Raw genomic sequence first — 23,161 nt, forward strand, 5'->3', positions numbered from 1 at the left:
GGGTGATCGCCCGCTTCGTCCGGCTTGGGGGTTCTGGTGGGAGCTGCTCGGATCGCGTCCGTGCTCGCTGCGGTGCTCGTGCTTCCGCTCGGAACGGGGGTGGCGCAGGCGGATCCGCCACCCGCGCCGGTGTTCTCCGACGGGCAGGCGCAGCCGGTGTTCGACCCGGCCGACGTGGTGCGCGAGGACGTCTGGGTCACCGCACCGGTGGACAGCGACCACGACGGGCAGGACGACCTCGTCCACGCGCAGGTGGTGCGACCACGCGCGACGGACGCCGGGATGAAGGTGCCGGTGGTCTACGAGGCGAGCCCGTATTTCGCGGGGGGCAACGACGTCGCGAACCACAACGTGGACGTGGAGCTGTCGGTGCCGGATTCCTCTCGGGTTGCCCCCACCGGCGTCGGCCCGCACGCGGCGCCGCCGATCCGCTGGAGCTACCAGGACTACTTCACCGCGCGCGGCTTCGCCGTGGTGTACGGGGAATCCCTGGGCACGGGGCTGTCCACGGGCTGCCCGACGACCGGCGACGTGAACGAGACCGTCGGCGCGCGGTCGGTGGTCGACTGGCTCAACGGCCGCGCCCCGGCCCGCGACGAGGCCGGCGGGCCCGTGACCGCGGGCTGGAGCACCGGGCACACGGGCATGATGGGCGTGTCCTACAACGGAACCCTGCCCAACGCCGTCGCGAGCACCGGTGTTCTCGGTCTCGAGACGATCGTGCCGATCGCCGCGATCTCGAACTGGTACGAGTACTACCGCAACGACGGCGCGGTCGTCGCCGCCGGCGGCTTCCAGGGCGAGGACGCCGATGTGCTGGCCGAGTACGTCTACACGCGCGCCGACCGGCAGATCTGCCGTCCGGTGATCGACGGGCTCACCGCCGACCAGGACCGGGTGACCGGGGACTACGGGCCGTTCTGGGACGTGCGGAACTACCGCAACGACGCCGAGCTGGTGCACGCGTCCGTGCTCGCCGTGCACGGGCTGAACGACTGGAACGTGAAGACCGACCAAGTCGCTTCGTGGTACGAAGCCTTGAAGGCGCACGGGGTGGAGCACAAGATCTGGCTGCACCAGTCGGGCCACGCGGACCCTCTGTCGCTTCGCCGCGACGTGTGGCTCGTGACTTTGAACAAGTGGCTCTCGCACTACCTATACGGGGTCGACAACGGCATCGAGCGCGAACCGAAGGCCACGATCCAGCGCGAGGACAAGTCCTGGGTCGACGAGACCGACTGGCCCGCGCCCGGCACTCGTGACGTGCAGGTCCACCCGTGGCCGGGCGGCCGCGCGAAGGGCACACTTTCCGCCGTCGCCGTGCCCGGCCGTCCCACGGTGGAGGTCTTGGCCGACGACGCCTCGAAGACCGTGCAGCAACTCGCCGACGCGGCATCATCGGGCAATCGCCTGCTGTACGGGACTCCCGCGGTGAAGTCGCCGCTGCGCCTCTCGGGCACCGCGCGGGCCGACCTGCAACTGTCGTTCGACCGGCCCGCCGCCAACGTCACGGTGGCGCTGATGGACCGCGCCCCGGACGGCAAGTCCTTCGTGATCACGCGTGGCTGGACCGACCCGCAGAACCGCGTTTCGCCTTCGGTGACCTCGCCGATCGTGCCCGGGACTTCGTACCGCATCGGGGTTTCCCTGATGCCGAAGGACTACGTGCTGGCGGCCGGGCACCGCCTGGAGTTCCTCGTGGCCTCCAGCGACCACGACTACACCCTGCGGCCGCGTCCGGGAGCCGGGCTGTCGCTGGACCTCACGCGCACGTCGCTGACCCTGCCGGTCACGGGTGGGAAGCCGGCGCTGGGCTTCTGAGCGACCTTTGCGGAGACGTGGTGGTCCTGGCTGACTTGTCCACACCTCGACCCCGCCTTGCCTCAGTTGTCCACAGTTTCTCCGCTCGGCCGATTTTGGCCCCTCACCTCGGTAAACTGGGACTGGGGACGCCCCCCGAGGAGGGTGGGGGTGTGCTGGTGGACGGTCTTGGAGTCCGTCAGCGCTTCGCCTTCGAGGAGGGCGGCGTCGTCGGCGACACCGTCGTCCCCGACTCCGTCCCGGACGCGGCTTTCGCCGCCGCGCTGCGGCCGTACGTCGAGGCTGTACGGCGCTAGTCCGCGATCCCCGCCCGGTACGCGAATGCGACCGCCTGCGCACGGTCCCGCAAGCCGGCCTTGGAGAACAGGTGGTTCACGTGCGTTTTGACCGTGGCCTCGCTGACCACGAGCTCCCGCGCGATTTCCGTGTTCGACAGGCCCGCCGCGATGAGGCGCAGCACCTCGATCTCGCGCGCCGTCAGGCCCTCGACCTCGGCCGCGCGCACGGGGGCCCGGCGCGTGGCGGCGTCGACGAGGCGGCGTTGCAGCTCGCCGTCCACTGTGGACTGCCCGGCCGCGGCGGAGCGCAGCGCACGCGCGATGGCCTCGGCGTCGGCGTCCTTCGTGAGGAAGCCGCGGGCGCCGGCGCGCAGGGCGCCGAGCAGGGACTCGTCGTCGGTGTAGGTGGTGAGGACGACGACCTCCGTGGCGGGGTAGCGCTCGCGGACGGCCTCGGTGGTGGAGACGCCGTCGCGGCGGGGCATGCGCAGGTCGACCAGCAGCACGTCCGGGTGGTGCTCGGCGACGAGCTCCAGCGCGGCGTCGCCGTCGGCGGCCGCGCCGACCACCTCGACGCCGGGCAGCAACCCCAGCAACGTCACGAGGCCCTCGCGCACCACGGCCTGGTCGTCGGCCAGCACCACGCGCAGGTTCACGCCGGCACCGTCAGGTGAATCCGCCATCCGTCCTCTCCCGGCCCGCTGTCCAGCTTTCCTTCGAGCAGCGCGACCCGCTCGGCCATGCCGCGCAAACCGTATCCCGCCGCGGGCGCGTCCGGCGGACGGCGGCCCTGGCGATCGAGCACCGTCAGCTCGACGTGTGACTCCGCGAAGGCGAGCTTGACGTCCACGTCGGCTCCCGGCGCGTGCTTGCGCGTGTTCGACAGCGCCTCCTGCACGGCGCGGACGAGCGCGGTGGTCACGCCGGCGTCGAGGTCCCGCGGCTCGCCCTCCACGACCAGGTCGGCGCGCGCCCCCGTGTCCAGACGGTAGCCCGCGAGCAGGTCGGCCACGGCACGCTGCGCGGGCACCGCGTCTTCCCTCAGCGCCGCGACGGCCTTGCGCGCCTCGGACAGCCCGTCCGAGGCCAGCTTCTGGGCTCGTTCGATCTGGGCGACGGCTTCGGGGCTGGCGCCGTCGCGCACGAGCATCAGCCGGGCGCCCTGCAGGTTGAGCGCCAGGCCGGCCAGGGAGTGGGCGAGGACGTCGTGGACCTCGCGGGCGATGCGCGTGCGTTCGGCCAGCGCCGCGGCGCGCGCGTGCTCCTCGGTGGCGGTTTGTGCGCGGGCCAGCGCGAGCTCTGTCTGCTCCAGCCGCGCCGCACGGTCGCGCCGGCTCGCGGCGAGCAGCACCATCACGATGAGGATGGCGAACAGCGCGAGCGCGTTCAGCCATTCGAGCTGGTGCACCACGGCCCACGCGACGATCGCGCCGGCACTCGACACCAGCACCACCGCGGTCAGCGCGCGGCCGAACGTCCGCAGCGTGTAGAACGTCGTGCTGAACATCGCCACCGACATCCAGCTGTTCGGCTCGAGCACCCACAGCGCGCCCGCCGCCGCGACCACCACCGGCATCGCCGCCGGCAACACCCACGCCGGCCTCGACTCCGGCGTCGCGGGCAGCAACGGCGCCGACGCCACCAGCGTCACGCCGAACAGAACCCACGCCCACCACCCCGTGAGGTACGGGATCGAGATGATCAACGGGAACACCACGAATCCCCAGCGCACCCAGTCGGGCGCGCCGAGCCGCCGGCGGTTCCCGGTGGTCGTGGTGGTCATGTCCCTCCCCGGTGCTTGTAGGGAGAATGTACGGGAGGACGCCTCGCGTGGTGGGCAGGCGCAGTGGTGTGAATGCGTTTCACGGAATGGTTTTCCGCTGTCGGGGCCGGCGTCGAAAACAGGGTCGGTCGAGGCCGTTCGCCGTCGGGACACCCGTTGCTACCAGGTGGTTTGCCCGGCATGTACGCAAAATGTACTTCGCGTCGCTTTCCTGGTTCCCGTCATCCACGCCAAACAGGAGGTACGCACCATGTCCAGGTTGCGACGGCTCGCCGTGTTCGCCGCTGCCGCGGTGTTGCCCGCGCTCGGTCTCACGTTCGCCGCCCAGGCGCCCGCGTCCGCCGCGCCGAACTTCCAGGTGCCGTTCAAGTGCGGCGTCACGGTGACGGCCGCGACGTTCAGCGGGCACAGCCCCGCCAACTCCGTCGACTTCCAGAAGACCGGCATCACGGGTATGCCCGTGGTCGCGTCGGTGGCCGGCACCGTCACGCGCGTCGAGAACGAGGGCAGCACCAGCTACGGCCGCTGGATCGAACTCGACCACGGCGGCGGCTGGCGGACCCGCTACGCGCACTTGTCCGCGCAGGAGGTATCCGTGGGCCAGAAGGTGAGCGGGGGCGCCGAAATCGGCAAGGCGGGCGCGACGGGCGGCGTGACGGGACCGCACCTGCACTTCGAGGAGAACCTCAACGGCGTGACGCAGAAGGCCGTGCTGAACGGCGTCGCGGCCGTCTACTACGGCAAGAAGGACTTCACGAGCAAGAACAACTGCGGCGGCAACCCCTATTCGGCCACGGAGGTGTGCGGCTCCGGGTTCTCGGTGATCGACCAGCAGGGGCTGGGCTCGTCCGGCACCGCGTACCTGCTGTACAACGCTTCGACGAAGGCCAACTGCGTGACGACGCTGAAGTCCGTTTCGCTGGGTACCGCGAGCCCGACGTCGGCGTTCCTGGAAGTGCAGGGCCAGGCGCGCACGACCGACTCCGGCAACTTCACCTACTACGCGGGGCCGGTGAAGAAGACCGCGGGCGCCACCTGCGTGAAGTGGGGCGGTTCGGTGGGTGCGGACACCTACACGAGCCCGTTCGAGCATTGCGGCTGAGCGCCTAGCACACGGCACCGACACGAACCCGGTCCAGCCCGCGCGGCTGGGCCGGGTTTTCCACAACTGCCGCAGTTGTCCACAGATTTCCGCTGATGTCTCCCCACGCCCGTTTTCCGCCGCACAGTGGAGTGCGTGACCACCTCGACCCCACCCGGCACGGCCCGGGCTCTGCTCACCGACCCGGCGCAGCTCATCGCGGCGCTCCCGTACTTGCTCGGCTTCAAGCCCGCCGACTCCGTGGTGCTGCTCGGGCATCGCCCGCCCGGCACGCGGATCGGCCTGATCCTGCGCGCGGACCTGCCACCCGGCGATCTCCTTGCGGAGCAAGCGGATGCGCTCGCGCCACGCTTCCGCGTGGACGACCACACAGGCGTCACCGTGGTGATCGTCGGCGGCCGGGCCGGTCCCGACGGCGAGCTGCCCCACGCCGAGTTCGCCGGGGAACTGAGCCGCGCGCTCAAGGAGTACGAGCTGCCCGTGATGCATCCATTGTGGACACCGGAGATCGCGGCCGGGGCACCGTGGGCGTGCTACCGCGAACCGACCTGCGGCGGCCTGCTGCCGGATCCTCGCGACACCGTGGTGGCCGCGACGATCACCAACGCCGGCTTCGTCTCCTTCCCCAGCCGCGACGACGTCTTGGCCTTGCTGGAGCCACGTTCTCCTTCGGCTCTGGTGCGGCGCCGCGCCCTGCTCTCCCGCGCGGCCCCACCGTGGGATCCCGACGACCTGCTCGCGGCGGCCGCCGAGGTACGCGCGGCGTTCTTCCGCCACCGCCGGGCCGAAGGTCCGCCGTCCGACGACCAAGCGGTGCGCCTCGCCCACGCCCTGCGCGTCCCGAAGGTCCGCGACGCCTGCCTCGCCACGGCGGTGCCGCCGGAGTCGCCCATCGCCGTGGCCGCGATGAGCCTGTGGCTGGAGCTCGTGCGTGAACTGCCCGCGCCCCACCGCGCGGACGCCGCCGCCCTAGTCGCGTACGCCGCCCTCATGCGCAGCGAAGGCGCCCTCGCGGGCATGGCCCTGACCAACGCCCTGGACGCCTGCCCCGAGCACGTCCTCGCGCAGCTCCTCCACGCGGCCTGGAACCTCGGCACGGACCCGTCGAGACTCGCCGGGTTGGCTTCGCTGCCGGATGCCGTGGACCTGGGCTTGTCGCTACCGGAACTCGGCCTGGACCCGGATGCCGGAACGTGGTGAAGCAGCACGGAAAACGCGTCCGGCGGGCCCAGGCTCGCCAAGAGCCCGGACCCGCCGGAAGGAGGTCGGTCAGGAGCGGCGCGACTGCGTGAACGCCCAGGCGTCGGAGACGATGCCGTCGAGGTCGGTGCGGTCGGGTTTCCAGCCGAGTTCGCGGCCGGCCTTTTCGCTGGAGGCCACGAGGACCGACGGGTCGCCCGCGCGGCGCGGGGCGATCTCGGCGGGGATCGGGTGGCCGGTCACGCGGCGGCAGGACTCGACGACCTCCAGCACGGAGAAGCCGGTGCCGCTGCCGAGGTTGTAGATGCGGTGTTCGCCGGGCGTCGCGTGGCGGAGGGCGAGCTGGTGGGCGTCGGCGAGGTCGACGACGTGGATGTAGTCGCGGACGGCCGTGTGGTCGGCCGTCGGGTAGTCGTCGCCGTAGATGGAGATGTGGGCGCGGTCGCCGGTGGCGACCTGGAGCACGAGGGGGATGAGGTGGGTTTCGGTGGTGTGGCGCTCGCCGAAGGCGTGGTAGGCGCCGGCGACGTTGAAGTAGCGCAGGCTCACCGCGGCGATCCCGTGGGCGCGGGCGAAGCTCGTGATGGCGTGGTCGATCGCGAGCTTGGAAGCGCCGTAGGTGTTGGTGGGCTGCGTCGGCGCGGTCTCCGGGATCGGCGACGACTCGGGCTCGCCGTAGGTGGCCGCGGTGGAGGAGAACACCAGGCGCGGCGTGCCGTGGGCCTTCATGGCCTCCAGCAGGCGCAGGGAGGTGACGACGTTGCCTTCCCAGTACTTCGCCGGGTCCGTCATCGACTCGCCGACGAGCGACTTCGCGGCGAAGTGCAGCACGCCGTCGAAGCCCTCGGCGAGGATGTCGGCGGCGACGGCGGCGGCGTCGCCCTCGATGAAGCGCGCGTCGGGGTGCACGGCGTCGGCGTGCCCGGTGGACAGGTCGTCCACGACCGTGACCTGGTGACCGGCCTCGATGAGCCGCGCGGCGCACACGCTGCCCACGTAGCCGGCGCCACCCGTGACGATCAGTTTCAGGGGGCTCTGCGGGTCCGTCACGGTGTGGCCTTTCCGGTGTGGGCGGTGACTGTGCGCCACAGTCTTCCCTCACCGCGCCGCGCCCGGCCGCCCGGGGTTGCCGCGGCCGGTCCGGCCCGCCGGCGGACGCGCGGGCTCCGGACACGGCGCTGCCCCCGAGACCGGAGTCCCGAGGGCAGTGCCGAAGCCAAAGCAGCCGAAGCCGATACGCAGCAGAAGCCGAGACCGCGTCAGACGGCGTCGCGGCCCGCGCCGCGGGAAGGGACCGCGGTGAACGTGCGGGGGCGGCGGAGCCCGGCGGCCTCGAAGGCCTGCTCGACCGCAGTGCGGACGTGCTCCAGGTCGGCCTCGCGGACCAGCGCGATGGCCGAGCCGCCGAAGCCGCCGCCGGTCATGCGGGCACCCAGGGCGCCGGCTGAGCGGGCGGAGTCCACGGCGAGGTCGAGTTCGGAGGTGGAGATGCGGTAGTCGTCGCGCATGCTGGCGTGGGAGGCGTCCAGGTGCGGGCCGATGTCGGTGAGGCGGCCCTCGCGCAGTAGGGCCACGACGTCGAGCACGCGCTGGTTCTCGGTGACCACGTGGCGCACGAGCGGCGCGAGGTCGTCCGGCAGCTGGGCCAGCGCTGCGTCCAGGCCTTCGAGGGTGACGTCGCGCAGGGCCTTCACGCCCAGCAGCTCGGCGGCGCGCTCGGTGCCGCGGCGGCGTTCGCCGTAGCCGCCTTCGGCGTGGGAGTGCTTGGTGCGCGTGTCCATGATCAGCACGCGGACGCCGGCCTCGGCGAGCGGGAAGGGCACCTGTTCCATCTCGCCGGAGCGGACGTCGAGGAACAGCACGCAGGAGTCCTGGCAGCACAAGGACGCCGTCTGGTCCAGCAGGCCGGTGGGGGCGCCGACGAAGTCGTTTTCGGAACGCTGCACCCAGCGGGCGATCTCCGGGCGGGTCGGGGTGCCGGGCAGCCCGGCGTCGAGTTCGACGCCGGCGAGGCCGAGCAGCGCGAGCGTGACGGCGCACTCGAGGGCATGGGACGAGGACAGGCCGGCGCCGGAGGGGACGTCGCCGGCGATGACCAGGTCCGCGCCCGTGGCGTGGCCGTGGTCGCGCAGCACCCAGGCGACGCCCGCGGGATAGGCGGCCCACCCCTCGACCGAACCCGGTTCGAGGGAAGCGATGTCGAGGAGATCGGAGTATTGGAACTGGCCGTCGTCGCCGAGGGTGGCGACGTTGAGCTTGCTGTCGTCACGCGGCGTGGCCGCCACGGCGAGGCGGTGGGGGAGGGCGAAGGGCAGCACGAAGCCGTCGTTGTAGTCGGTGTGCTCACCGATCAGGTTCACCCGGCCGGGAGCGGACCAGACCCCGGCCGGGGCGCGGCCGTGGATCCGGTGGAACGCGCCTGCGGCGTCTTCGGCGGCGCTCACCGGGCCTGCGCCAGCACGGCGTGCAGCGCCGAGGTGGACACCTGTGCCGAGGAGTCGCTGCCGGTGACCTCGATGGTCACGGTGCCGCCGTTGGCCTTGCCGACCGTGACGCGGCCGCCGGGCACGATGCCGACGGACTTGAGCTCGGTGAGCAGCGACTCGTCGAGCTGCACGTGCTCGGCGATGCGCCGCACCACGACGTCGCCGCCGCCGGTGCGGGCGAACTCGTCGAGGCGCACGAGGTCGGACTCGGCGGGCGGCGCGGGGTCGCCGTCGCCCAGCTTGTCGAGGCCCGGGATCGGGTTGCCGTAGGGCGAGGTGGTCGGGTGGTCGAGCAGCTTGACCAGCTTGCGCTCGACGGCCTCGCTCATCACGTGTTCCCAGCGGCACGCCTCGGTGTGCACGTGTTCCCACTCGAGCCCGATGACGTCGACGAGGAGGCGCTCGGCGAGACGGTGCTTGCGCATCACGGCGATGGCCAGCTCACGACCGTGGTCGGTCAGCTGCAGGTGCCGGTCGTCGGCCACGACCACCAGCCCGTCGCGTTCCATCCTGGCCACGGTCTGGCTCACGGTCGGCCCGCTCTGCTGCAGGCGTTCGGCGATCCGTGCCCGCAGCGGGACGACACCCTCTTCTTCAAGCTCGTAGATGGTACGCAAGTACATCTCGGTGGTGTCGATGAGATCGTTCACGCTGTCCCCTTCGTCCGCGTAGCTCATCGTAGTCGTTGGCCCCGACAGCGACGGCACGCGCCGACATAACAAGCCGGGCGGGCTGAAAAGTCCGGCCCGGGTGCGTGTGCGGCGCCCGGACCTGCAGGATGGGGCGCATGGGACCGCTGATCACCCCCGCCGAGCTCGCCGCCCTGCCCGAAGCGCGGCGCCCCGTGGTGCTGGACGTCCGCTGGCGCCTGGCCGGGCCGCCCGCCGCCGAGTCCTACCGCGAGGGCCACGTGCCCGGGGCGGTGTTCGTCGACCTCGACACCGCGCTGGCCGCCCCGCCCGGCGACGGCGGCCGCCACCCCCTGCCCGACCCCGCCGATCTGCAGCGTGAGCTGCGCGAAGCCGGCGTGAGCGCCGGGCGCCCGGTGATCGTGTACGACGACGCCGACGGCTCCGTCGCCGCGCGGGCCTGGTGGTTGCTGCGCTGGGCCGGCCACACCGACGTGGCGGTGCTCGACGGCGGTTACGCAGCGTGGCTCGCCGAAGGCCGCGAAACGACCACCGACGCCCCGACCCCCGAACCCGGCGACTTCGAGGTGCGCCCGGGCGGCATGCCGGTGCTCACCGCCGACGAAGCCGCCGCCCGCGCCCGCGCCGGAGTGCTGTTCGACGCCCGTGCGCACGCGCGCTACACGGGCGAGACCGAGCCGGTCGACCCGCGCGCCGGCCACATCCCCGGGGCGATCAGCGCGCCGTCGGCCGAGCACGTCGGTGAAGACGGCCGCTGGCGCACGCCCGCCGACCTCGCCGCGCGCTTCGCGGGCCTGGGGCTCGAAGAAGGCACCCCCGTCGGCGCCTACTGCGGCTCCGGCGTCACCGCTTCGTCGGTCGTGCTCGCGCTGGAAGTCGCGGGCCACCCCGAGCCGGCGGCGCTGTACGCCGGCTCCTGGTCGCACTGGTCGCGCGACCCCGAACGCCCCGCCGCGACCGGCCCCGAGCGCGGCTGAACCACCGCGCCCGAACCACCGCAGGCACCGAAGCTGAACCCGGCTCGGGCACGCCGGGGCCAGTACAGTGCGGTACATGTCCTCGCCTGCTGTCGTCTGGGATGCCGCACTGCTGGGGTACGACCTGGGCGGGGAGCATCCGTTCAACCCCGTCCGCCTGGAGCTCACGATCCGGCTGGCCACGGAGCTCGGTGTGCTGAACGACGTCGAGCTGCTCGTGCCCACCGCGGCGGGCGACGAGGAGCTGCTGCGCATCCACGCACCCGAGTACCTCGCGGCCGTGCGGGAGGCGCCGCTCGTCGGGTGGGATGTCGGGCACGGGCTGGGCACGGCGGACAACCCGGTGTTCAGCGGGATGCACGACGCGTCGGCGCTGGTGGTCGGCTCGACGCTGCTCGCGGCGCGCAAGATCGCCGAGGGGGAGGTGAAGCGCGCGGTCAACATCGCGGGCGGGCTGCACCACGCGATGCGCGACTACGCGTCGGGCTTCTGCGTCTACAACGACTGCGCCATCGCCATTTCCTGGCTGCTCGACCACGGTTTCGACCGCATCGCCTACCTCGACACCGACGTGCACCACGGCGACGGGGTCCAGACCGCCTTCTACGACGACCCGCGCGTGCTCACCGTTTCGCTGCACCAGCATCCGTTCACGCTCTGGCCCGGCACCGGCTACGCCGCCGAGATCGGCAATGGCAAGGCCGCCGGCACTTCGGTCAACATCCCGCTGCCGCCGCACACCAAGGACCCGGGCTGGCTGCGGGCGTTCAACGCGGTCGTCCCCTCGCTGCTGGCCGAGTTCGAACCGCAGATCCTCGTGACGCAGTGCGGCGTCGACTCGCACGAGGAAGACCCGCTGGCCGACCTTTCGCTGTCGGTCGACGGGCACCGCACCATCTACTCGACGATGCGCGACCTCGCCGAGACCTACAGCGGCGGGCGCTGGCTCGCCGTCGGCGGGGGCGGCTACCAGCTGATCCGCGTGGTCCCGCGCTCCTGGACGCACCTGATCGCCACGGTGCTCGACCGCGACGTCGCGCCCGACACGGGGCTGCCGCCCGGCTGGGTCTCCTCGATCACCAAGGCCGCGCCGACCGCCGAGATCCCGCACGCGATGACCGATGAAAAGGACACGGCGTTCAAGCCGTGGGGCGACGCCGCCGACGACCCGGTCGACCTCGCGATCCGCGACACCCGCCGCGCGGTGTTCCCGCTGCACGGCCTCGACCCGGACGATCCCAGGGACTGACCATGTCCGAAGACCCGGCACCCGGAAACGGCCTGCGCGACCCGTACGACTACCCCCGCGACTGGGAGGCCGACGTCGTCCTGTCCGACGGCGGCACCGTGCACCTGCGGCCCGTGGTGCCCACGGACGCCGACGGCCTCGTCGCCTTCCACAGCAGGCTTTCCGAGCGCACGCGCTACCTGCGCTACTTCGGCGCCTACCCGCGGATCCCCCCGCGCGACTTGCAGCGGTTCTCCACTGTGGACCACCACGACCGGGTCGCGTTCGTGGCGCTGCTCGGCGGCGACATCGTGGCCGTCGGGCGCTACGAACGGCTCGACGGCGGTCCCTCGGCCGAGGTCGCGTTCGTCGTCGACGACAAGCACCAGGGCCGCGGGCTCGGCTCGATCCTGCTGGAGCACCTGGCCGCCGCCGCGTCGGAGAGCGGGCTGCGCCGGTTCGTCGCCGAGGTCCTCGCCGAGAACGCGCCCATGGTTCGCGTGTTCCGCGACGCCGGCTACCAGGTCAGCCGCGCCATCGAGGAAGGTGTGCTGCACCTGGAGTTCAGCATCGACCCGACGGAGGAGTCGCTCGCAGTCGCGCGCTCGCGCGAGCAGGCGGCCGAGGCGCGCAGCGTGCACAACCTGCTGCACCCGCGCTCGGTCGCGGTGATCGGCGCTTCGGCCGACCACACGAAGGTCGGCCACGTCGCCTTCCGCAACCTGCTCGCTGCCGACTTCACGGGCACGGTCTTCCCGGTCAACCCCGAGCACCGCTCGGTGCGCGGCGTGCGCGCATACGCGTCGGTGCTCGACATCCCGGACCCCGTTGACCTCGCACTGGTCGCCGTGCCCGCCGAGCTCGTCGAGTCCGTGCTCGACGCCTGTCTCGCCAAGGGCGTGAAGACGCTGGTGATCGTCTCCGGCGGGTTTGCCGAGTCCGGCCCGCTCGGCCTGCACGCCGAGCTGCGGCTCGTCGGCGAGGCCCGCGCGCACGGCATGCGCGTGGTCGGCCCGAACGCGCTCGGCGTGCTCAACACCGCGCCCGGCGTGCGGCTCAACGCCACCCTCGCACCGAAGCTGCCGCGCCGCGGGCACACCGGCTTCTTCTGCCAGTCCGGTGCGCTGGGCACGGCGATCCTGGCCGACGCCGGTTCGCGCGGCCTGGGCCTGTCCACGTTCGTCTCCGCCGGCAACCGCGCCGACGTCTCGGGCAACGATCTGTTGCAGTACTGGGAAACCGACCCCGAGACCGACCTCGTGCTGCTCTACCTCGAGTCCTTCGGCAACCCGCGCAAGTTCGCCCGCCTGGCGCGGCGACTCGCGCGGAACAAGCCGATCGTCGCGGTGAAGTCGGGCCGCCACGCCGTGCGTCCCCAGCTGGCCGCCACGTCGGCCGAGGTCGACGAGGCGAGCGTGCAGGCGCTGTTCGAACAGGCCGGCGTGGTGCGCGTGGAGTCGCTCGCGCAGCTGTTCGACACCGCGCTCGTGTTCGCCCACCAGCCGCTGCCGGCCGGGCCGCGGATCGCCATCGTCGGCAACTCGAGCGCGATCGGGCTGCTCGCGGCGGACACCGCGCGGGCGCAGGGGCTGCACCTCGCGTTCGACCCCGTGGACATCGGCCCGCAGGCCGGGCCCGACGCGTTCGCCGCCGCCGTGCGCGAAGCCCTCGACTCGCCCGAGACCGACGCGCTCATCGCCGTGTTCGCTCCGCCGATCACCATTCCCGGCACCGCGTACGCGCGGGCGCTGAAGGAAGCCGTGCTGGAGCACGAGCGCACGAAGCCGGTCGTCTCCACGTTCCTCGCGGTCGAGGGTGTGCCCGACGAATTGGCCGTGCTGAGCGAAGACGGTGTACCCACGCGGGGTTCGATCCCGTCGTACCCGAGCCCGGAACGCGCGGTGACCGCGTTGTCCCGCGTGGTGCGGTATTCGGCGTGGCGGCAGCGTCCACAGGGGACGCTGGTGCGCCCGGGTGGGCTGCACGTCGAGCAGGCGCAGTCGATCGTGCGCGAGCTGCTCGCCGAAGCCGACGGCCATTCCATGATGCTGTCCGACGACGACGTGGTGCGGCTGCTCGGCTGCTACGGCGTCGATGTGGTCCCGTTCCGCGTGGTGTCCGATGTGGACGCTGCCGTCGAGGCCGCCGCGGAGCTGAGCTACCCGGTCACGCTCAAGGCCGTGGACGAGCGGCTGCGCGGCCGGCCCGACCTCGCGGGCGTGCGCCTGGACCTCACTTCGGAGGACTCCGTGCGCGTGGCCTACCGCGACCTGTGCGAGGTCTCCGGCGACAACGAGCTCTACGTGCAACGCATGGCGGCCAAAGGAATCTCGTGCGTGATCGGGCTGCAGGACGACCCGTCGTTCGGCACGCTCGTGTCGTTCGGGCTCTCGGGCCTGGTCAGCACGCTGCTCGGCGATCGTGCCTACCGCGCGGTGCCGGTCACCGACGTCGACGCCGCCACGCTCATCCGCGAGCCCCGCACGTCGCCCCTGCTCACCGGCTACCGCGGCGACGAACCCGCCGACCTCGCGGCGCTGCAGGACATGGTGCTGCGCGTCGCCGCGCTGGCGGAGGACAACCCGGAAGTCCGGTCCCTGGCTCTCGACCCGATCCTCGCCTCGCCCGACGGCGCCTTCGTGGCCAACGCGCGCATGGTGCTGGGCCCGCCGCCGACCCGGCCGGACACCGGGCCGCGGCGGTTGCGCCACATCACGCCGTCGGACTGACGGCTCACCAGGTCTTGCCGGCCTGCTCCCCGTTGATCCGGTTGATGCGGTTGAAGAAGTTGGTCAGCGCGATCTCCAGCGTGAGCGCCGACAGCTGCTCCTCGGTGAAGTGGGCGGCCACGGCGTCCCGGATCTCGGGGGTGACGCCCGCCGCGCCGTCCTGCAGGCGGGTGGCCGACTCGGTCAGCGCGAGCGCCGCCGCTTCCGCGTCGGTGAAGAAGGGCGTGTCGCGCCAGGCGGCCACGTTGTGCAGCCGTTCGTCGGTCTCCCCGTGCTTCTTCGCCGCTTCGACCCCGGCGTACACGCAGGGGCTGCAGCCGTTGATCTGGCTCGCGCGCAGGTGGACCAGCCCCAGCAGGCCCGGGTCGACGCCGCCGGCGTGGATCGCGCGGGTCAGGTGCTGGATCGCGGTCATCACGTCGGTGTTCGCCGCGCGCTTCGTCGGTGCTGTCATCTCTGGTGCTCCTCCATCGGTTACCTGTGCCCCTTCGGGCTCGTCATCCCCCATGACGGAGCAGTGGCGAGGAAGGTAACGACCATGACCGACCCGATCGCGGAAGCGTTCGAATCCCAGCGCGAACGGCTGCGCGCCGTCGCCTACCGCGTGCTCGGGTCGCACGCCGACGCCGACGACGTCGTGCAGGACGCGTGGCTGCGTCTGTCCCGCCAGGACCCGGCGGCCATCGACAACCTCGGCGGCTGGCTCACCACGGTCGTCGGCCGCCTCAGCCTCGACGTGCTGCGCGCGCGGCAGACCCGGCCGCAGGCACCGGGCGACGACCGGCTGCCCGACGGCGTGGTGCCCCTCGACGGGCCCGAGGACGACGTCGCGCTCGCCGACTCGGTCGGGCTCGCGCTGCTGGTGGTGCTCGACGCGCTCGGTCCCGGCGAGCGGCTGGCGTTCGTGCTGCACGACCTGTTCGCGGTGCCGTTCGAGGAGATCGGCCAGATCCTCGGCAAGTCCACCGCCGCGGCGAAGATGCTCGCCAGCCGCGCCCGCCGGAAGGTGCGGGACTCCGAGCGGCCTGCCGCCGTCGGACGGGAGCAGCGGGGCGTGGTCCGGGCCTTCCTGGCGGCGGCTCGCGACGGTGACTTCGCGGGGCTGCTGCAGGTGCTCGACCCCGACGTGCGGTTGACGGCCGAGACCCCGGACGGTGTGGTCGTGGTGCTCGGCGCCACCAAGGTCGCGAGCGGCGCGCGGTTGTCCGGTGGCCTGGCCGCCGCGGGCCGGGACGTGCTCGTGTCCGGGCGCCCCGGCGTCGTGTCCCTCGACGAGGACGGCACGGTGGTGGCGCTGCTCGCGTTCACGATCGTCGCGGGGCGGATCACGGAGCTCACCGTCGTCACCGATCCGGCGAAGCTCACCGAGTGAGCAGACCGCCCAGAGTGAGCAGTTGCGCCGTGGCGCCGCCGCCGGTGAACTCGAGGCGTTTGGCCGCCGCGAAGTAGCGGTGCAGGGGGTGCTCGACGTCAATGCCGACACCGCCGTGCAGGTGCACCGCGGTATGGGCGACGCGGTGGCCGGCTTCGGCGGCCCAGTACTTCGCCGTGGCGATCTCGGCGTCGGCGGGCAGGCCTTCAGACAGGCGCCACGCGGCCTGCCACAGCGTGAGCCGCACGGCTTCGACGTCCAGGTAGGCGTCGGCGAGACGCTGGCGCACGGCCTGGAATCCGCCGAGCACGTGGCCGAACTGCTCGCGCTCACGCGTGTGGGCGGCCGTCAGCTCCAGGGCGCGCTCGACGACGCCCAGCTGCTGCGCGCACAACCCCACCGCGCCGCGCTGTCGCAACGCTTGACCGACCTCGCCCAGGGCCGTGCCGGGCGCGTCGACGAGCTGGACCAGGCCCGCGTCGGCGTGGTCGATCGTCTGCTGCGCCGCGACGGAGACGCCGGGGGCGTCGCGTTCGACCAGGAAAACACCGCGCGGGGTTTCGACCAGCAGCGCGTCGGCGAACGCCGCGAACGGCACCGCGGTCTGCGTACCGGTGAGCCGTCCGCCGGTCTCGGTGAAGCCGCCGGACGCGACCGCCAGCACGGCGGAACCGCGCGACACCGGCACCAGCCAGCGCTCCGCCAGCTCCGGCCGGCCCAGCTCCGCGAGCACCGAGGCCGACTGCACCACGGAAGCGCGGTAGGGCAGCGGCGCCACGGCCCGGCCGATCTCGATCAGCACCGAGCACTGCTCCAGCAAACCGAACCCGCCGCCGCCGACCGCGGCGGGCAGTGCCGCGTCGAGCACGCCCGACTGCGCGAGCCGCGTCCACAGCGGAGCATCGAAGCCGCCGGACCCGTGCGGCCCCAGCGTTTCCGGCGTCACATGGTCGGCGAGGATGCGGCGAGTCAGTGCGGCGAGGTCCTGCTGCGCCTCGGTGGGGGAGAAGTCCACGGCGATGCTCCTAACGCGTCACGGGCTGGCCGAGCGCGGCCGCGGCGACGATGTCGCGCTGCACCTCGTTCGTGCCGCCGCCGAAGGTGAGGATGAGGGCGGAGCGGTGCAGCCGTTCGATGCGGCCGGCCAGCACCGCGCCCGGCGACCCTTCGCGGACGACGGCCGCCCCGCCGAGCACTTCCATCAGCAGCCGGTAGGCCTCGATCGCGGACTCCGTGCCGAACACCTTCGTCGCCGACGCTTCGGCCGGCCCGAGCTCGCGTTGCGCCGCCGCCCACGCGATCTGCCAGTTGCGCAGCTTCAGGTACTCCGCGCGGGTGTGCACGCGGGCGAGGTTCAGCCGCACCCACTCGGCGTCGAGCAGCGGCGCGCCTTCGGGGGTGACGGCGGTGCGCGCCCACTCGATCACGTCGTGCAGTGCCGTGCGCATCGGCGCGGCCGAGGTCAGCGCGACGCGCTCGTGGTTGAGCTGGTTGGTGATCAGGGGCCAGCCCGCGTTCTCGTCGGCGACACGCGCGCTCACGGGCACGCGCACGTCGTCGTAGTAGGTGGCGCTGGTGCCGGGACCCGCGACGGTGTGGACCTTCGTCCAGGAGAACCCGGGTGCCGACGTCGGCACGACGAGCATCGACAGGCCCTTGTGCTTCGGCGCGTCCGGGTCGGTGCGCGCGGCGAGCCACACGTAATCGGCGTACTCGATGAGGCTGGTCCACATCTTCTGGCCGGTGATCACGTACTCGTCGCCGTCGCGCACCGCGCGCGTGCGCAGCGAAGCGAGGTCCGTGCCCGCGCCCGGTTCGGAGTAGCCGATGGAGAAGTGCAGGTCGCCGGCGGCGATGCGCGGCAGGTAGAACGCCTTCTGGTCTTCGGTGCCGTAGCGCATGATGGTGGGCCCGATCGTGTTCACCGTCAGGAAGGGCACGGGCACACCCGCGGCCGCCGCCTCGTCGGTGAACACGAGCTGGTCGAGCATCGAGCGCGCCTGCCCGCCGTACTCGCGCGGCCAGCCCAGCGCGAGCCATCCGTCCTTGCCCAGCCGGCGCACGATCTCCTTGTACGCCGCGCCATCGCCGTACTCGCCGCCACTCGCGGCGAGGCTCTCCCGGCGGGCCGGCGTCATCAGCTCGGCGAAGTACTCTCGGAGCTCCGCCGCCAGCTCACGCTGGGCGTCCGTGTGGTCGATCCGCACCGCTCACCTCGCCACCGGTTGTATAGAACTTGTTCTATTTGTAGCAGTCGGACCAGCAATAAGGAAGGCGTCACGAGCCTTGCCTGAAACGAGAACAGATTCTAGTCTGGGCTCATTCTGGCAGGCTTCGACGAGGAGGCTCGCGGTGAGAGCAGCCGTATTGAACGCGATCGGCGACGACAAGCTGGAGCTGCGGGACGACGTCACCACCGTCGATCCGGGCCCGGACGAGGTCCGGATCCGGGTGCGGGCGTCGGGCATCTGCCACAGCGACCTCTCCGCGATGGACGGCACGCTGCCCGCCCTCACACCCGGCGTCGTCGGCCACGAGGGTTCGGGCGAAGTCCTCGAAGTCGGCTCCGCGGTCACGCATCTCGTGCCGGGCGACCACGTCACCGTCTCGTTCGTCCCGCCGTGCGGCGCGTGCGCCAACTGCCTGCGGGGGCAGCCGAACCTGTGCGCCGTGCACGCGATCGCCGCGTTCACGACGCCGCGGTTCCGCCTCGGCGACACGCCGCTGTTCGGCTACGCGGGGCTCGGCACGTTCGCCGACGAGGTCGTGGTTCCCTCGTCCGGCGCGATCAAAGTCGACGCCGACGTGCCGTTCGAGACGGCCGCGCTGATCGCGTGCGGTGTGCTCACCGGCGTCGGTTCCGTGCTCAACACCGCGCAGGTGGAGCCGGGCTCCACGGTCGTGGTCTTCGGCTGTGGCGGCGTCGGGATCTCCGTGATCCAGGGCGCGCGCATCGCCGGCGCGGCCACGATCGTCGCCGTGGATCCGGTGGAGGGCAAGCATTCCGTCGCGCAACGCTTCGGGGCCACCCACGCCGTGACGCCGGAGCACCTCGACCAGCTCAAGGGTGAGCTGACCGGTGGCGAGGGCTTTGACTACGCCTTCGACGTGGTCGGGGCGCCCGCCACGATCCGTGCCGGCTGGGACGCCGCACGCCGCGGTGGTGCGGTCGTGGTCGTCGGCGCCGGGCGCGGAGACGCGATGGTGTCGTTCAGCGCGCAGGAGCTTTTCTTGCACGACAAGAAGATCCTCGGCTCGTTCTACGGTTCGTCACACGTCCATCGCGACACCGCGACCATGCTGCGGTTCTGGCGCGCCGGGCTGCTCGACCTCGACGGCATGATCTCGCGCCGCCTCACCTTCGCCGACATCAACGACGGCCTCGGCCTCCTGCGCGAAGGCAGCACCGACGTGATCCGCCAGGTGGTGACGCTGGCGTGAGCCTCGACGGCAAGGTCGCGATCGTCACCGGAGCCGCCGCCGGCCTCGGCCGCGCGGAGGCGCTCGCCCTCGCGCGCGAAGGCGCGGCGGTGGTGGTCAACGACGTCACCGAAGCCGGCGAAGTCGTCGAAGAGATCGAAGCGGGCGGCGGCAAAGCCCTTGCGGTGGCGGGCGACGTCTCCGAAACCGCCACCGCGCAGGAACTGCTCACCGCCGCCGTCGACCACTTCGGCGGTCTCGACATCGTGGTCAACAACGCCGGTGTCCTGCGCGACCGCATGCTGTTCTCGATGACCGACGCCGAGTGGGACCAGGTCATCGCCGTCCATCTGCGCGGCCACTTCCTGCTCTCCCGCGCCGCCGCGAGACACTGGCGCGAACGCTCCAAAGTGGACGGAAAACCGGTCTACGGACGGCTGGTGAACACCGCGTCCGAAGCCTTCCTCGTCGGCTCGCCCGGCCAGCCCAACTACTCCGCCGCCAAGGCCGGCATCGCCGCGCTCACGGTGTCCGCCGCGCATGGGCTCGCGAAGTACGGCGTGCGCGCCAACACGATCTGCCCCCGCGCCCGCACGGCGATGACGGCGGACGTCTTCGGCGAGGCGCCCGAAAACGGCCTCGATCCGCTGTCGGTCGAGCACGTCGCCCCGTTCGTGGCCTTCCTCGCCTCGCCCGCGGCCGACCACGTCAACGGCCAGGTTTTCGTCGTCCACGGCGGCATGGTCGCGCTGCTGCGTCCGCCTTCGGTCGAGCAGCGCTTCGACACCGCGCACGGCACGTGGACCCCCACCGAGCTGGCGGAGACGGTCGGCGCCCATTTCGCCGGCCGCGACCCGGAGCGGATGTTCGCCGCCACTGAGCTCCTCACCCTGCCCTGACCTCCCGGGAGACCTCATGACGCTCACCGTGTTACCCCACCGCGACGAAGCCGGGCTCAAGGCCGGGCAGCTGTTCATCGGCGGCGAGTGGACACCCGCGCGTGACGGCGCGACCTGGACCCACCTGCACCCCGCCACCAGCGAGGAGATCGGCGAGTTCGCCGTGGCCGGGGCCGCCGACGTCGACGACGCCGTGGCCGCCGCGCGCGCGGCGTTCGCGACCTGGGGAACCTCGCGCGCGAGCACCCGCATCGCCGTTTTGCTGAAGTACGCCGAGCTGCTGCGCGCCCACGCCGACGAGCTGCGCGCGCTGCAGGCCCTGGACAACAGCGTGCCGCTGTCCTTCGGCGCCATTTACGCGACGTCGGTGGCCGCCGCGGCCGACGTGTTCACCCACCACGCCGGCTGGGTCGACAAGGCGGGCGGCCAGACGCTCCCGCCCTACCAGGGCGGCGACCACCTGGCCCTGACCTTCCGTGAGCCGATCGGCGTGGTCGGGGCGATCCTGCCGTGGAACGCCCCGTTCCTGCTCTTCGCGCAGAAGGTCGCGCCGGCGCTCGGCGCGGGCTGCACGGTGGTGCTGAAGGCTTCGGAGTACGCGTCGTTCGCCGTGATCCGCATGGTCGAGCTGCTCGCCGAGGCGGGGTTGCCCACGGGCGTGCTCAACCTGATGACCGGCCCCGGCGACCCGACGGGCGAGCGGCTCATCACGCACCCGGACGTGGACAAGGTCAGCTTCACCGGCAGCCGCGCCGTGGGCAAACGCATCGTCGAGGCGTCGGCGGGCACGCTCAAGCGCGTGTCGCTGGAGCTCGGTGGCAAGAGCCCCGCCATCGTGTTCCCCGACGCGCCCAACGTCGGCCTCGCGGCGATGACCACGATGGGCGCGGTCACCATGGGCCTGTCGGGCCAGGCGTGCGTGGCCAACACCCGCGCGCTGGTCCACCGCGACGTCTACGACGAGTTCCTCGCCGCCGCGCAGGGCATGGCGGCGGCCGTGACGTACGGCGACCCGTTCGACCCGACGGTGATCTCGTGCCCGCTCGTGAACGGCCGCCAGCTCGAGCGCGTGCTCGGCTACATCGAGAAGGGCAAGGCCGAGGGCCGGCTCGTCACCGGCGGCAAACGGCTCGACGGCGACTACGCCAACGGGAACTTCGTGGCCCCGACGATCTTCGCCGACGTGGACAACCACGCCACCATCGCGCAGGAAGAGATCTTCGGGCCCGTACTGGCCGTCGTCCCGTTCGGCTCGGAAGAAGAAGCGATCACGCTTGCCAACGACACCGAGTACGGCCTCGGCGCCGGTCTCTTCACCGCCGACTCCGCCCGCGCGTTCCGCGTGGCCCGGCGGCTGCGCGCGGGCACGATCGGCGTCAACGGCTTCCAGGTCGAGCCGCACCTGCCCTTCGGCGGCTTCAAGCAGTCGGGCCTCGGCCGTGAGGGCGGGCTCTCGGCATTCGAGGCCTACACCGAGCTCAAGACCGTGCTCATGCCGCTCGGCGAGGAGCTGATGTAGTGGGCCGGCTCGACGGCCGCGTCGCCCTCGTGACCGGCGCGGCGCGGGGCCAGGGCGCGGCGGCCGCACGCGCGTTCGTGGCCGAGGGCGCGCGGGTGGTGATCGCCGACGTGCTCGACGCCGAAGGCAAGCAGCTCGCCGCCGACCTCGGCGACGCGGCCGTGTTCCAGCACCTCGACGTGGGCGACGAGGACGGCTGGACGGCCGCGGTCGAGCGGACCGTCACCGAGTTCGGGCCGCCGACGGTGCTCGTGAACAACGCCGGCGTGCTGCATTTCGCCGAACTGCAGAGCACCACGCTGGCCGACTACGAACGCGTGGTGCGCGTGAACCAGATCGGGGCGTTTCTCGGGATGCGGTCGGTCGTTGAACCGATGACCGGGGCCGGTGGCGGCTCCATCGTCAACGTGTCCTCTGTGGAGGGACTTGCCGGGATGCCGTTCCTCGTCGCCTACACCGCGAGCAAGTTCGCGATCCGCGGGATGACCAAGGTCGCCGCGCTGGAGCTGGGCAAGCGTGGCATCCGGGTGAACTCGGTCCACCCCGGCATGATCGACACACAGATGGTTTCCGAGGCCGCCGGCACCGACGTGGACGTGTCGTGGGTCGGCAAGAAGGTGGCGCTCGGCCGGGTCGGGCGGGCCGACGAGATCGCGCCGCTGCTGGTGTTCCTGGCGAGTGACGAGAGTTCGTACTGCACCGGGAGCGAGTTCGTAGCGGATGGGGGAGCTACGGCGACTCATGCGTTAAAAGTCTGACCAGCGGAGCGAAGCTCCTCCGTTGAGGGCGGCGGTGGGGGCATGGATGGAGTGATCCACACGACTGAGAGCGAGTAGTGAACACCGCTAACGGAACTCGGGCGGGAGGTATGGACAAGACTCGGGGGTGACTACTGGGAGGTGTGGTGAGCGACAGCGGCTCGATCACCCTCCCGGGCACCGCGGCGCTGACCCAGGTCGGCCGGCTCGCCACGCTGTCCTGGGAGGTGCTGCGGGCGGTCTTCCGGCGTCCGTTCCAGTTCCGCGAATGGATCCAGCAGTGCTGGTTCTTCGCGAGTGTCACGATCCTGCCGACGGCGCTGGTCGCCATCCCGTTCGGGGCCGTGATCGCGCTCCAGCTGGGGTCGCTGACCACGCAGATCGGCGCGCAGTCGTTCACAGGGGCCGCGAGCGCGCTCGCCATCGTGCAGCAGGCCGCCCCGCTGATCACGGCGCTGCTCGTGGCCGGCGCAGGAGGAAGCGCGGTCTGTGCCGATATAGGCGCGCGCAAGATCCGTGAAGAGATCGACGCGATGGAAGTGCTCGGCGTCAACCCGATCCAGCGCATCGTCGTGCCGCGCGTGCTGGCCGCGATCGTGGTGTCGGTGCTGCTCAACGGCCTGGTCAGCGTGGTCGGGGTGCTCGGCGGCTACTTCTTCAACGTCGTGCTGCAGGGCGGCACGCCGGGCGCGTACCTGGCCAGCTTCAACGCGCTGGCCCAGGTGCCGGATCTGTGGATCAGCGAGATCAAGGCGTTCCTCTACGGCTTCGTCGCCGGCGTGGTCGCGGCCTTCCGCGGCCTGAACCCCGCGGGCGGGCCGAAGGGCGTGGGCGACGCGGTGAACCAGGCCGTGGTGATCACGTTCCTGCTGCTGTTCCTCATCAACGTCGTGCTGACCGCGATCTATCTCAAGATCGTGCCGCCGAAGGCGCTGTGAC

General features: G+C 71.9%; 21 protein-coding genes. 13 read left to right on the forward strand and 8 right to left on the reverse strand.

What is annotated here, in order from left to right:
• Positions 1-36: 36 nt before the first annotated feature.
• Positions 37-1,821, forward strand: a complete 1,785-nt coding sequence (locus K1T34_RS30030; RefSeq protein ID WP_220238122.1) for a Xaa-Pro dipeptidyl-peptidase — start codon at positions 37-39, stop codon at positions 1,819-1,821.
• Positions 1,822-1,979: 158 nt separating this feature from the next.
• Complete coding sequence (locus K1T34_RS30035; RefSeq protein ID WP_220238123.1) at positions 1,980-2,117, forward strand: hypothetical protein; 138 nt, start codon at positions 1,980-1,982, stop codon at positions 2,115-2,117.
• On the opposite strand, the gene K1T34_RS30040 is transcribed toward K1T34_RS30035, so the two are convergent.
• On the reverse strand, positions 2,114-2,755 hold the full coding sequence (locus K1T34_RS30040; RefSeq protein ID WP_220247489.1) for a response regulator transcription factor: 642 nt from the start codon (positions 2,753-2,755) through the stop codon (positions 2,114-2,116). The two genes, K1T34_RS30035 and K1T34_RS30040, sit on opposite strands and share 4 nt — an antisense overlap.
• Positions 2,752-3,882 (reverse strand): sensor histidine kinase, encoded by a 1,131-nt coding sequence (locus tag K1T34_RS30045; protein WP_220238124.1) that lies wholly within the window; start codon positions 3,880-3,882, stop codon positions 2,752-2,754. Before K1T34_RS30045 ends, K1T34_RS30040 begins: the two co-directional genes overlap by 4 nt.
• Before the next feature lie 250 nt (positions 3,883-4,132).
• On the opposite strand from K1T34_RS30045, the gene K1T34_RS30050 reads away from it, so the two are divergent.
• Positions 4,133-4,984, forward strand: a complete 852-nt coding sequence (locus tag K1T34_RS30050) for a M23 family metallopeptidase (protein WP_220238125.1) — start codon at positions 4,133-4,135, stop codon at positions 4,982-4,984.
• Between the two features lie 135 nt (positions 4,985-5,119).
• Positions 5,120-6,184 (forward strand): DUF4192 domain-containing protein, encoded by a 1,065-nt coding sequence (locus K1T34_RS30055; protein ID WP_220238126.1) that lies wholly within the window; start codon positions 5,120-5,122, stop codon positions 6,182-6,184.
• A gap of 69 nt (positions 6,185-6,253) precedes the next feature.
• Here K1T34_RS30055 and galE read toward each other — a convergent pair whose 3' ends face one another.
• The 3 genes from galE to K1T34_RS30070 form a co-directional block, all read right to left on the reverse strand.
• Positions 6,254-7,234, reverse strand: a complete 981-nt coding sequence (gene galE, locus K1T34_RS30060; protein WP_220238127.1) for a UDP-glucose 4-epimerase GalE — start codon at positions 7,232-7,234, stop codon at positions 6,254-6,256.
• Positions 7,235-7,443: 209 nt separating this feature from the next.
• Positions 7,444-8,628 (reverse strand): galactokinase, encoded by a 1,185-nt coding sequence (gene galK, locus K1T34_RS30065; RefSeq protein ID WP_220238128.1) that lies wholly within the window; start codon positions 8,626-8,628, stop codon positions 7,444-7,446.
• Positions 8,625-9,347 (reverse strand): metal-dependent transcriptional regulator, encoded by a 723-nt coding sequence (locus tag K1T34_RS30070; protein WP_304504291.1) that lies wholly within the window; start codon positions 9,345-9,347, stop codon positions 8,625-8,627. The genes galK and K1T34_RS30070 overlap by 4 nt, the downstream gene beginning before the upstream one ends.
• A gap of 110 nt (positions 9,348-9,457) precedes the next feature.
• Here K1T34_RS30070 and K1T34_RS30075 point away from each other — a divergent pair, with 110 nt between their 5' ends.
• From K1T34_RS30075 to K1T34_RS30085, 3 genes are all read left to right on the forward strand, one after another.
• On the forward strand, positions 9,458-10,297 hold the full coding sequence (locus K1T34_RS30075; RefSeq protein ID WP_220238130.1) for a sulfurtransferase: 840 nt from the start codon (positions 9,458-9,460) through the stop codon (positions 10,295-10,297).
• Positions 10,298-10,373: 76 nt separating this feature from the next.
• Positions 10,374-11,546: an acetoin utilization protein AcuC gene (locus K1T34_RS30080; RefSeq protein WP_220238131.1), complete on the forward strand. Its 1,173-nt coding sequence runs from the start codon at positions 10,374-10,376 to the stop codon at positions 11,544-11,546.
• Positions 11,547-11,548: 2 nt separating this feature from the next.
• Positions 11,549-14,254, forward strand: a complete 2,706-nt coding sequence (locus K1T34_RS30085; RefSeq protein WP_220238132.1) for a bifunctional GNAT family N-acetyltransferase/acetate--CoA ligase family protein — start codon at positions 11,549-11,551, stop codon at positions 14,252-14,254.
• A gap of 4 nt (positions 14,255-14,258) precedes the next feature.
• On the opposite strand, the gene K1T34_RS30090 is transcribed toward K1T34_RS30085, so the two are convergent.
• Entirely contained in the window at positions 14,259-14,708 is a 450-nt protein-coding gene (locus K1T34_RS30090) for a carboxymuconolactone decarboxylase family protein (protein ID WP_220238133.1), read from the reverse strand.
• 84 nt (positions 14,709-14,792) lie between these two features.
• Here K1T34_RS30090 and K1T34_RS30095 point away from each other — a divergent pair, with 84 nt between their 5' ends.
• Positions 14,793-15,626, forward strand: a complete 834-nt coding sequence (locus K1T34_RS30095; protein WP_220238134.1) for a sigma-70 family RNA polymerase sigma factor — start codon at positions 14,793-14,795, stop codon at positions 15,624-15,626.
• Here the strand turns inward: K1T34_RS30095 and K1T34_RS30100 are convergent.
• Positions 15,616-16,641 (reverse strand): acyl-CoA dehydrogenase family protein, encoded by a 1,026-nt coding sequence (locus K1T34_RS30100; RefSeq protein ID WP_220238135.1) that lies wholly within the window; start codon positions 16,639-16,641, stop codon positions 15,616-15,618. The genes K1T34_RS30095 and K1T34_RS30100 overlap by 11 nt on opposite strands.
• Before the next feature lie 10 nt (positions 16,642-16,651).
• Positions 16,652-17,833 carry an acyl-CoA dehydrogenase family protein gene (locus K1T34_RS30105; protein ID WP_220238136.1) on the reverse strand — a complete coding sequence of 394 codons (1,182 nt, stop codon included), beginning with the start codon at positions 17,831-17,833 and terminating at the stop codon, positions 16,652-16,654.
• Positions 17,834-17,978: 145 nt separating this feature from the next.
• On the opposite strand from K1T34_RS30105, the gene K1T34_RS30110 reads away from it, so the two are divergent.
• The 5 genes from K1T34_RS30110 (at position 17,979) to K1T34_RS30130 (ending at position 23,160) form a co-directional block, all read left to right on the forward strand.
• Positions 17,979-19,067 carry a zinc-binding dehydrogenase gene (locus K1T34_RS30110; protein WP_220238137.1) on the forward strand — a complete coding sequence of 363 codons (1,089 nt, stop codon included), beginning with the start codon at positions 17,979-17,981 and terminating at the stop codon, positions 19,065-19,067.
• A complete protein-coding gene (locus K1T34_RS30115) occupies positions 19,064-19,945 on the forward strand; it encodes a 3-oxoacyl-ACP reductase (protein ID WP_220238138.1) in 882 nt (293 codons plus the stop codon). The genes K1T34_RS30110 and K1T34_RS30115 overlap by 4 nt, the downstream gene beginning before the upstream one ends.
• A 16-nt stretch (positions 19,946-19,961) precedes the next feature.
• On the forward strand, positions 19,962-21,464 hold the full coding sequence (locus K1T34_RS30120) for an aldehyde dehydrogenase (RefSeq protein ID WP_220238139.1): 1,503 nt from the start codon (positions 19,962-19,964) through the stop codon (positions 21,462-21,464).
• Positions 21,464-22,222, forward strand: coding sequence for a glucose 1-dehydrogenase (locus K1T34_RS30125; protein WP_220238140.1), 759 nt, complete (start codon positions 21,464-21,466; stop codon positions 22,220-22,222). Before K1T34_RS30120 ends, K1T34_RS30125 begins: the two co-directional genes overlap by 1 nt.
• A gap of 143 nt (positions 22,223-22,365) precedes the next feature.
• Positions 22,366-23,160, forward strand: a complete 795-nt coding sequence (locus tag K1T34_RS30130) for an ABC transporter permease (RefSeq protein ID WP_220238141.1) — start codon at positions 22,366-22,368, stop codon at positions 23,158-23,160.
• Position 23,161 lies beyond the last annotated feature (1 nt).

Source organism: Amycolatopsis sp. DSM 110486, from assembly GCF_019468465.1.
GTDB lineage: Bacteria > Actinomycetota > Actinomycetes > Mycobacteriales > Pseudonocardiaceae > Amycolatopsis.

What these genes read in the sequence shown, in the direction of transcription:
- K1T34_RS30075 (WP_220238130.1), top strand. Translation starts at nt 9,458, where the DNA reads ATGGGACCGCTGATCACCCCCGCCGAGCTCGCCGCCCTGCCCGAAGCG.
- K1T34_RS30045 (WP_220238124.1), bottom strand. Translation starts at nt 3,882, where the DNA reads ATGACCACCACGACCACCGGGAACCGCCGGCGGCTCGGCGCGCCCGAC.
- K1T34_RS30120 (WP_220238139.1), top strand. Translation starts at nt 19,962, where the DNA reads ATGACGCTCACCGTGTTACCCCACCGCGACGAAGCCGGGCTCAAGGCC.
- K1T34_RS30070 (WP_304504291.1), bottom strand. Translation starts at nt 9,347, where the DNA reads ATGAGCTACGCGGACGAAGGGGACAGCGTGAACGATCTCATCGACACC.
- K1T34_RS30085 (WP_220238132.1), top strand. Translation starts at nt 11,549, where the DNA reads ATGTCCGAAGACCCGGCACCCGGAAACGGCCTGCGCGACCCGTACGAC.
- K1T34_RS30095 (WP_220238134.1), top strand. Translation starts at nt 14,793, where the DNA reads ATGACCGACCCGATCGCGGAAGCGTTCGAATCCCAGCGCGAACGGCTG.
- K1T34_RS30050 (WP_220238125.1), top strand. Translation starts at nt 4,133, where the DNA reads ATGTCCAGGTTGCGACGGCTCGCCGTGTTCGCCGCTGCCGCGGTGTTG.
- K1T34_RS30080 (WP_220238131.1), top strand. Translation starts at nt 10,374, where the DNA reads ATGTCCTCGCCTGCTGTCGTCTGGGATGCCGCACTGCTGGGGTACGAC.
- K1T34_RS30090 (WP_220238133.1), bottom strand. Translation starts at nt 14,708, where the DNA reads ATGACAGCACCGACGAAGCGCGCGGCGAACACCGACGTGATGACCGCG.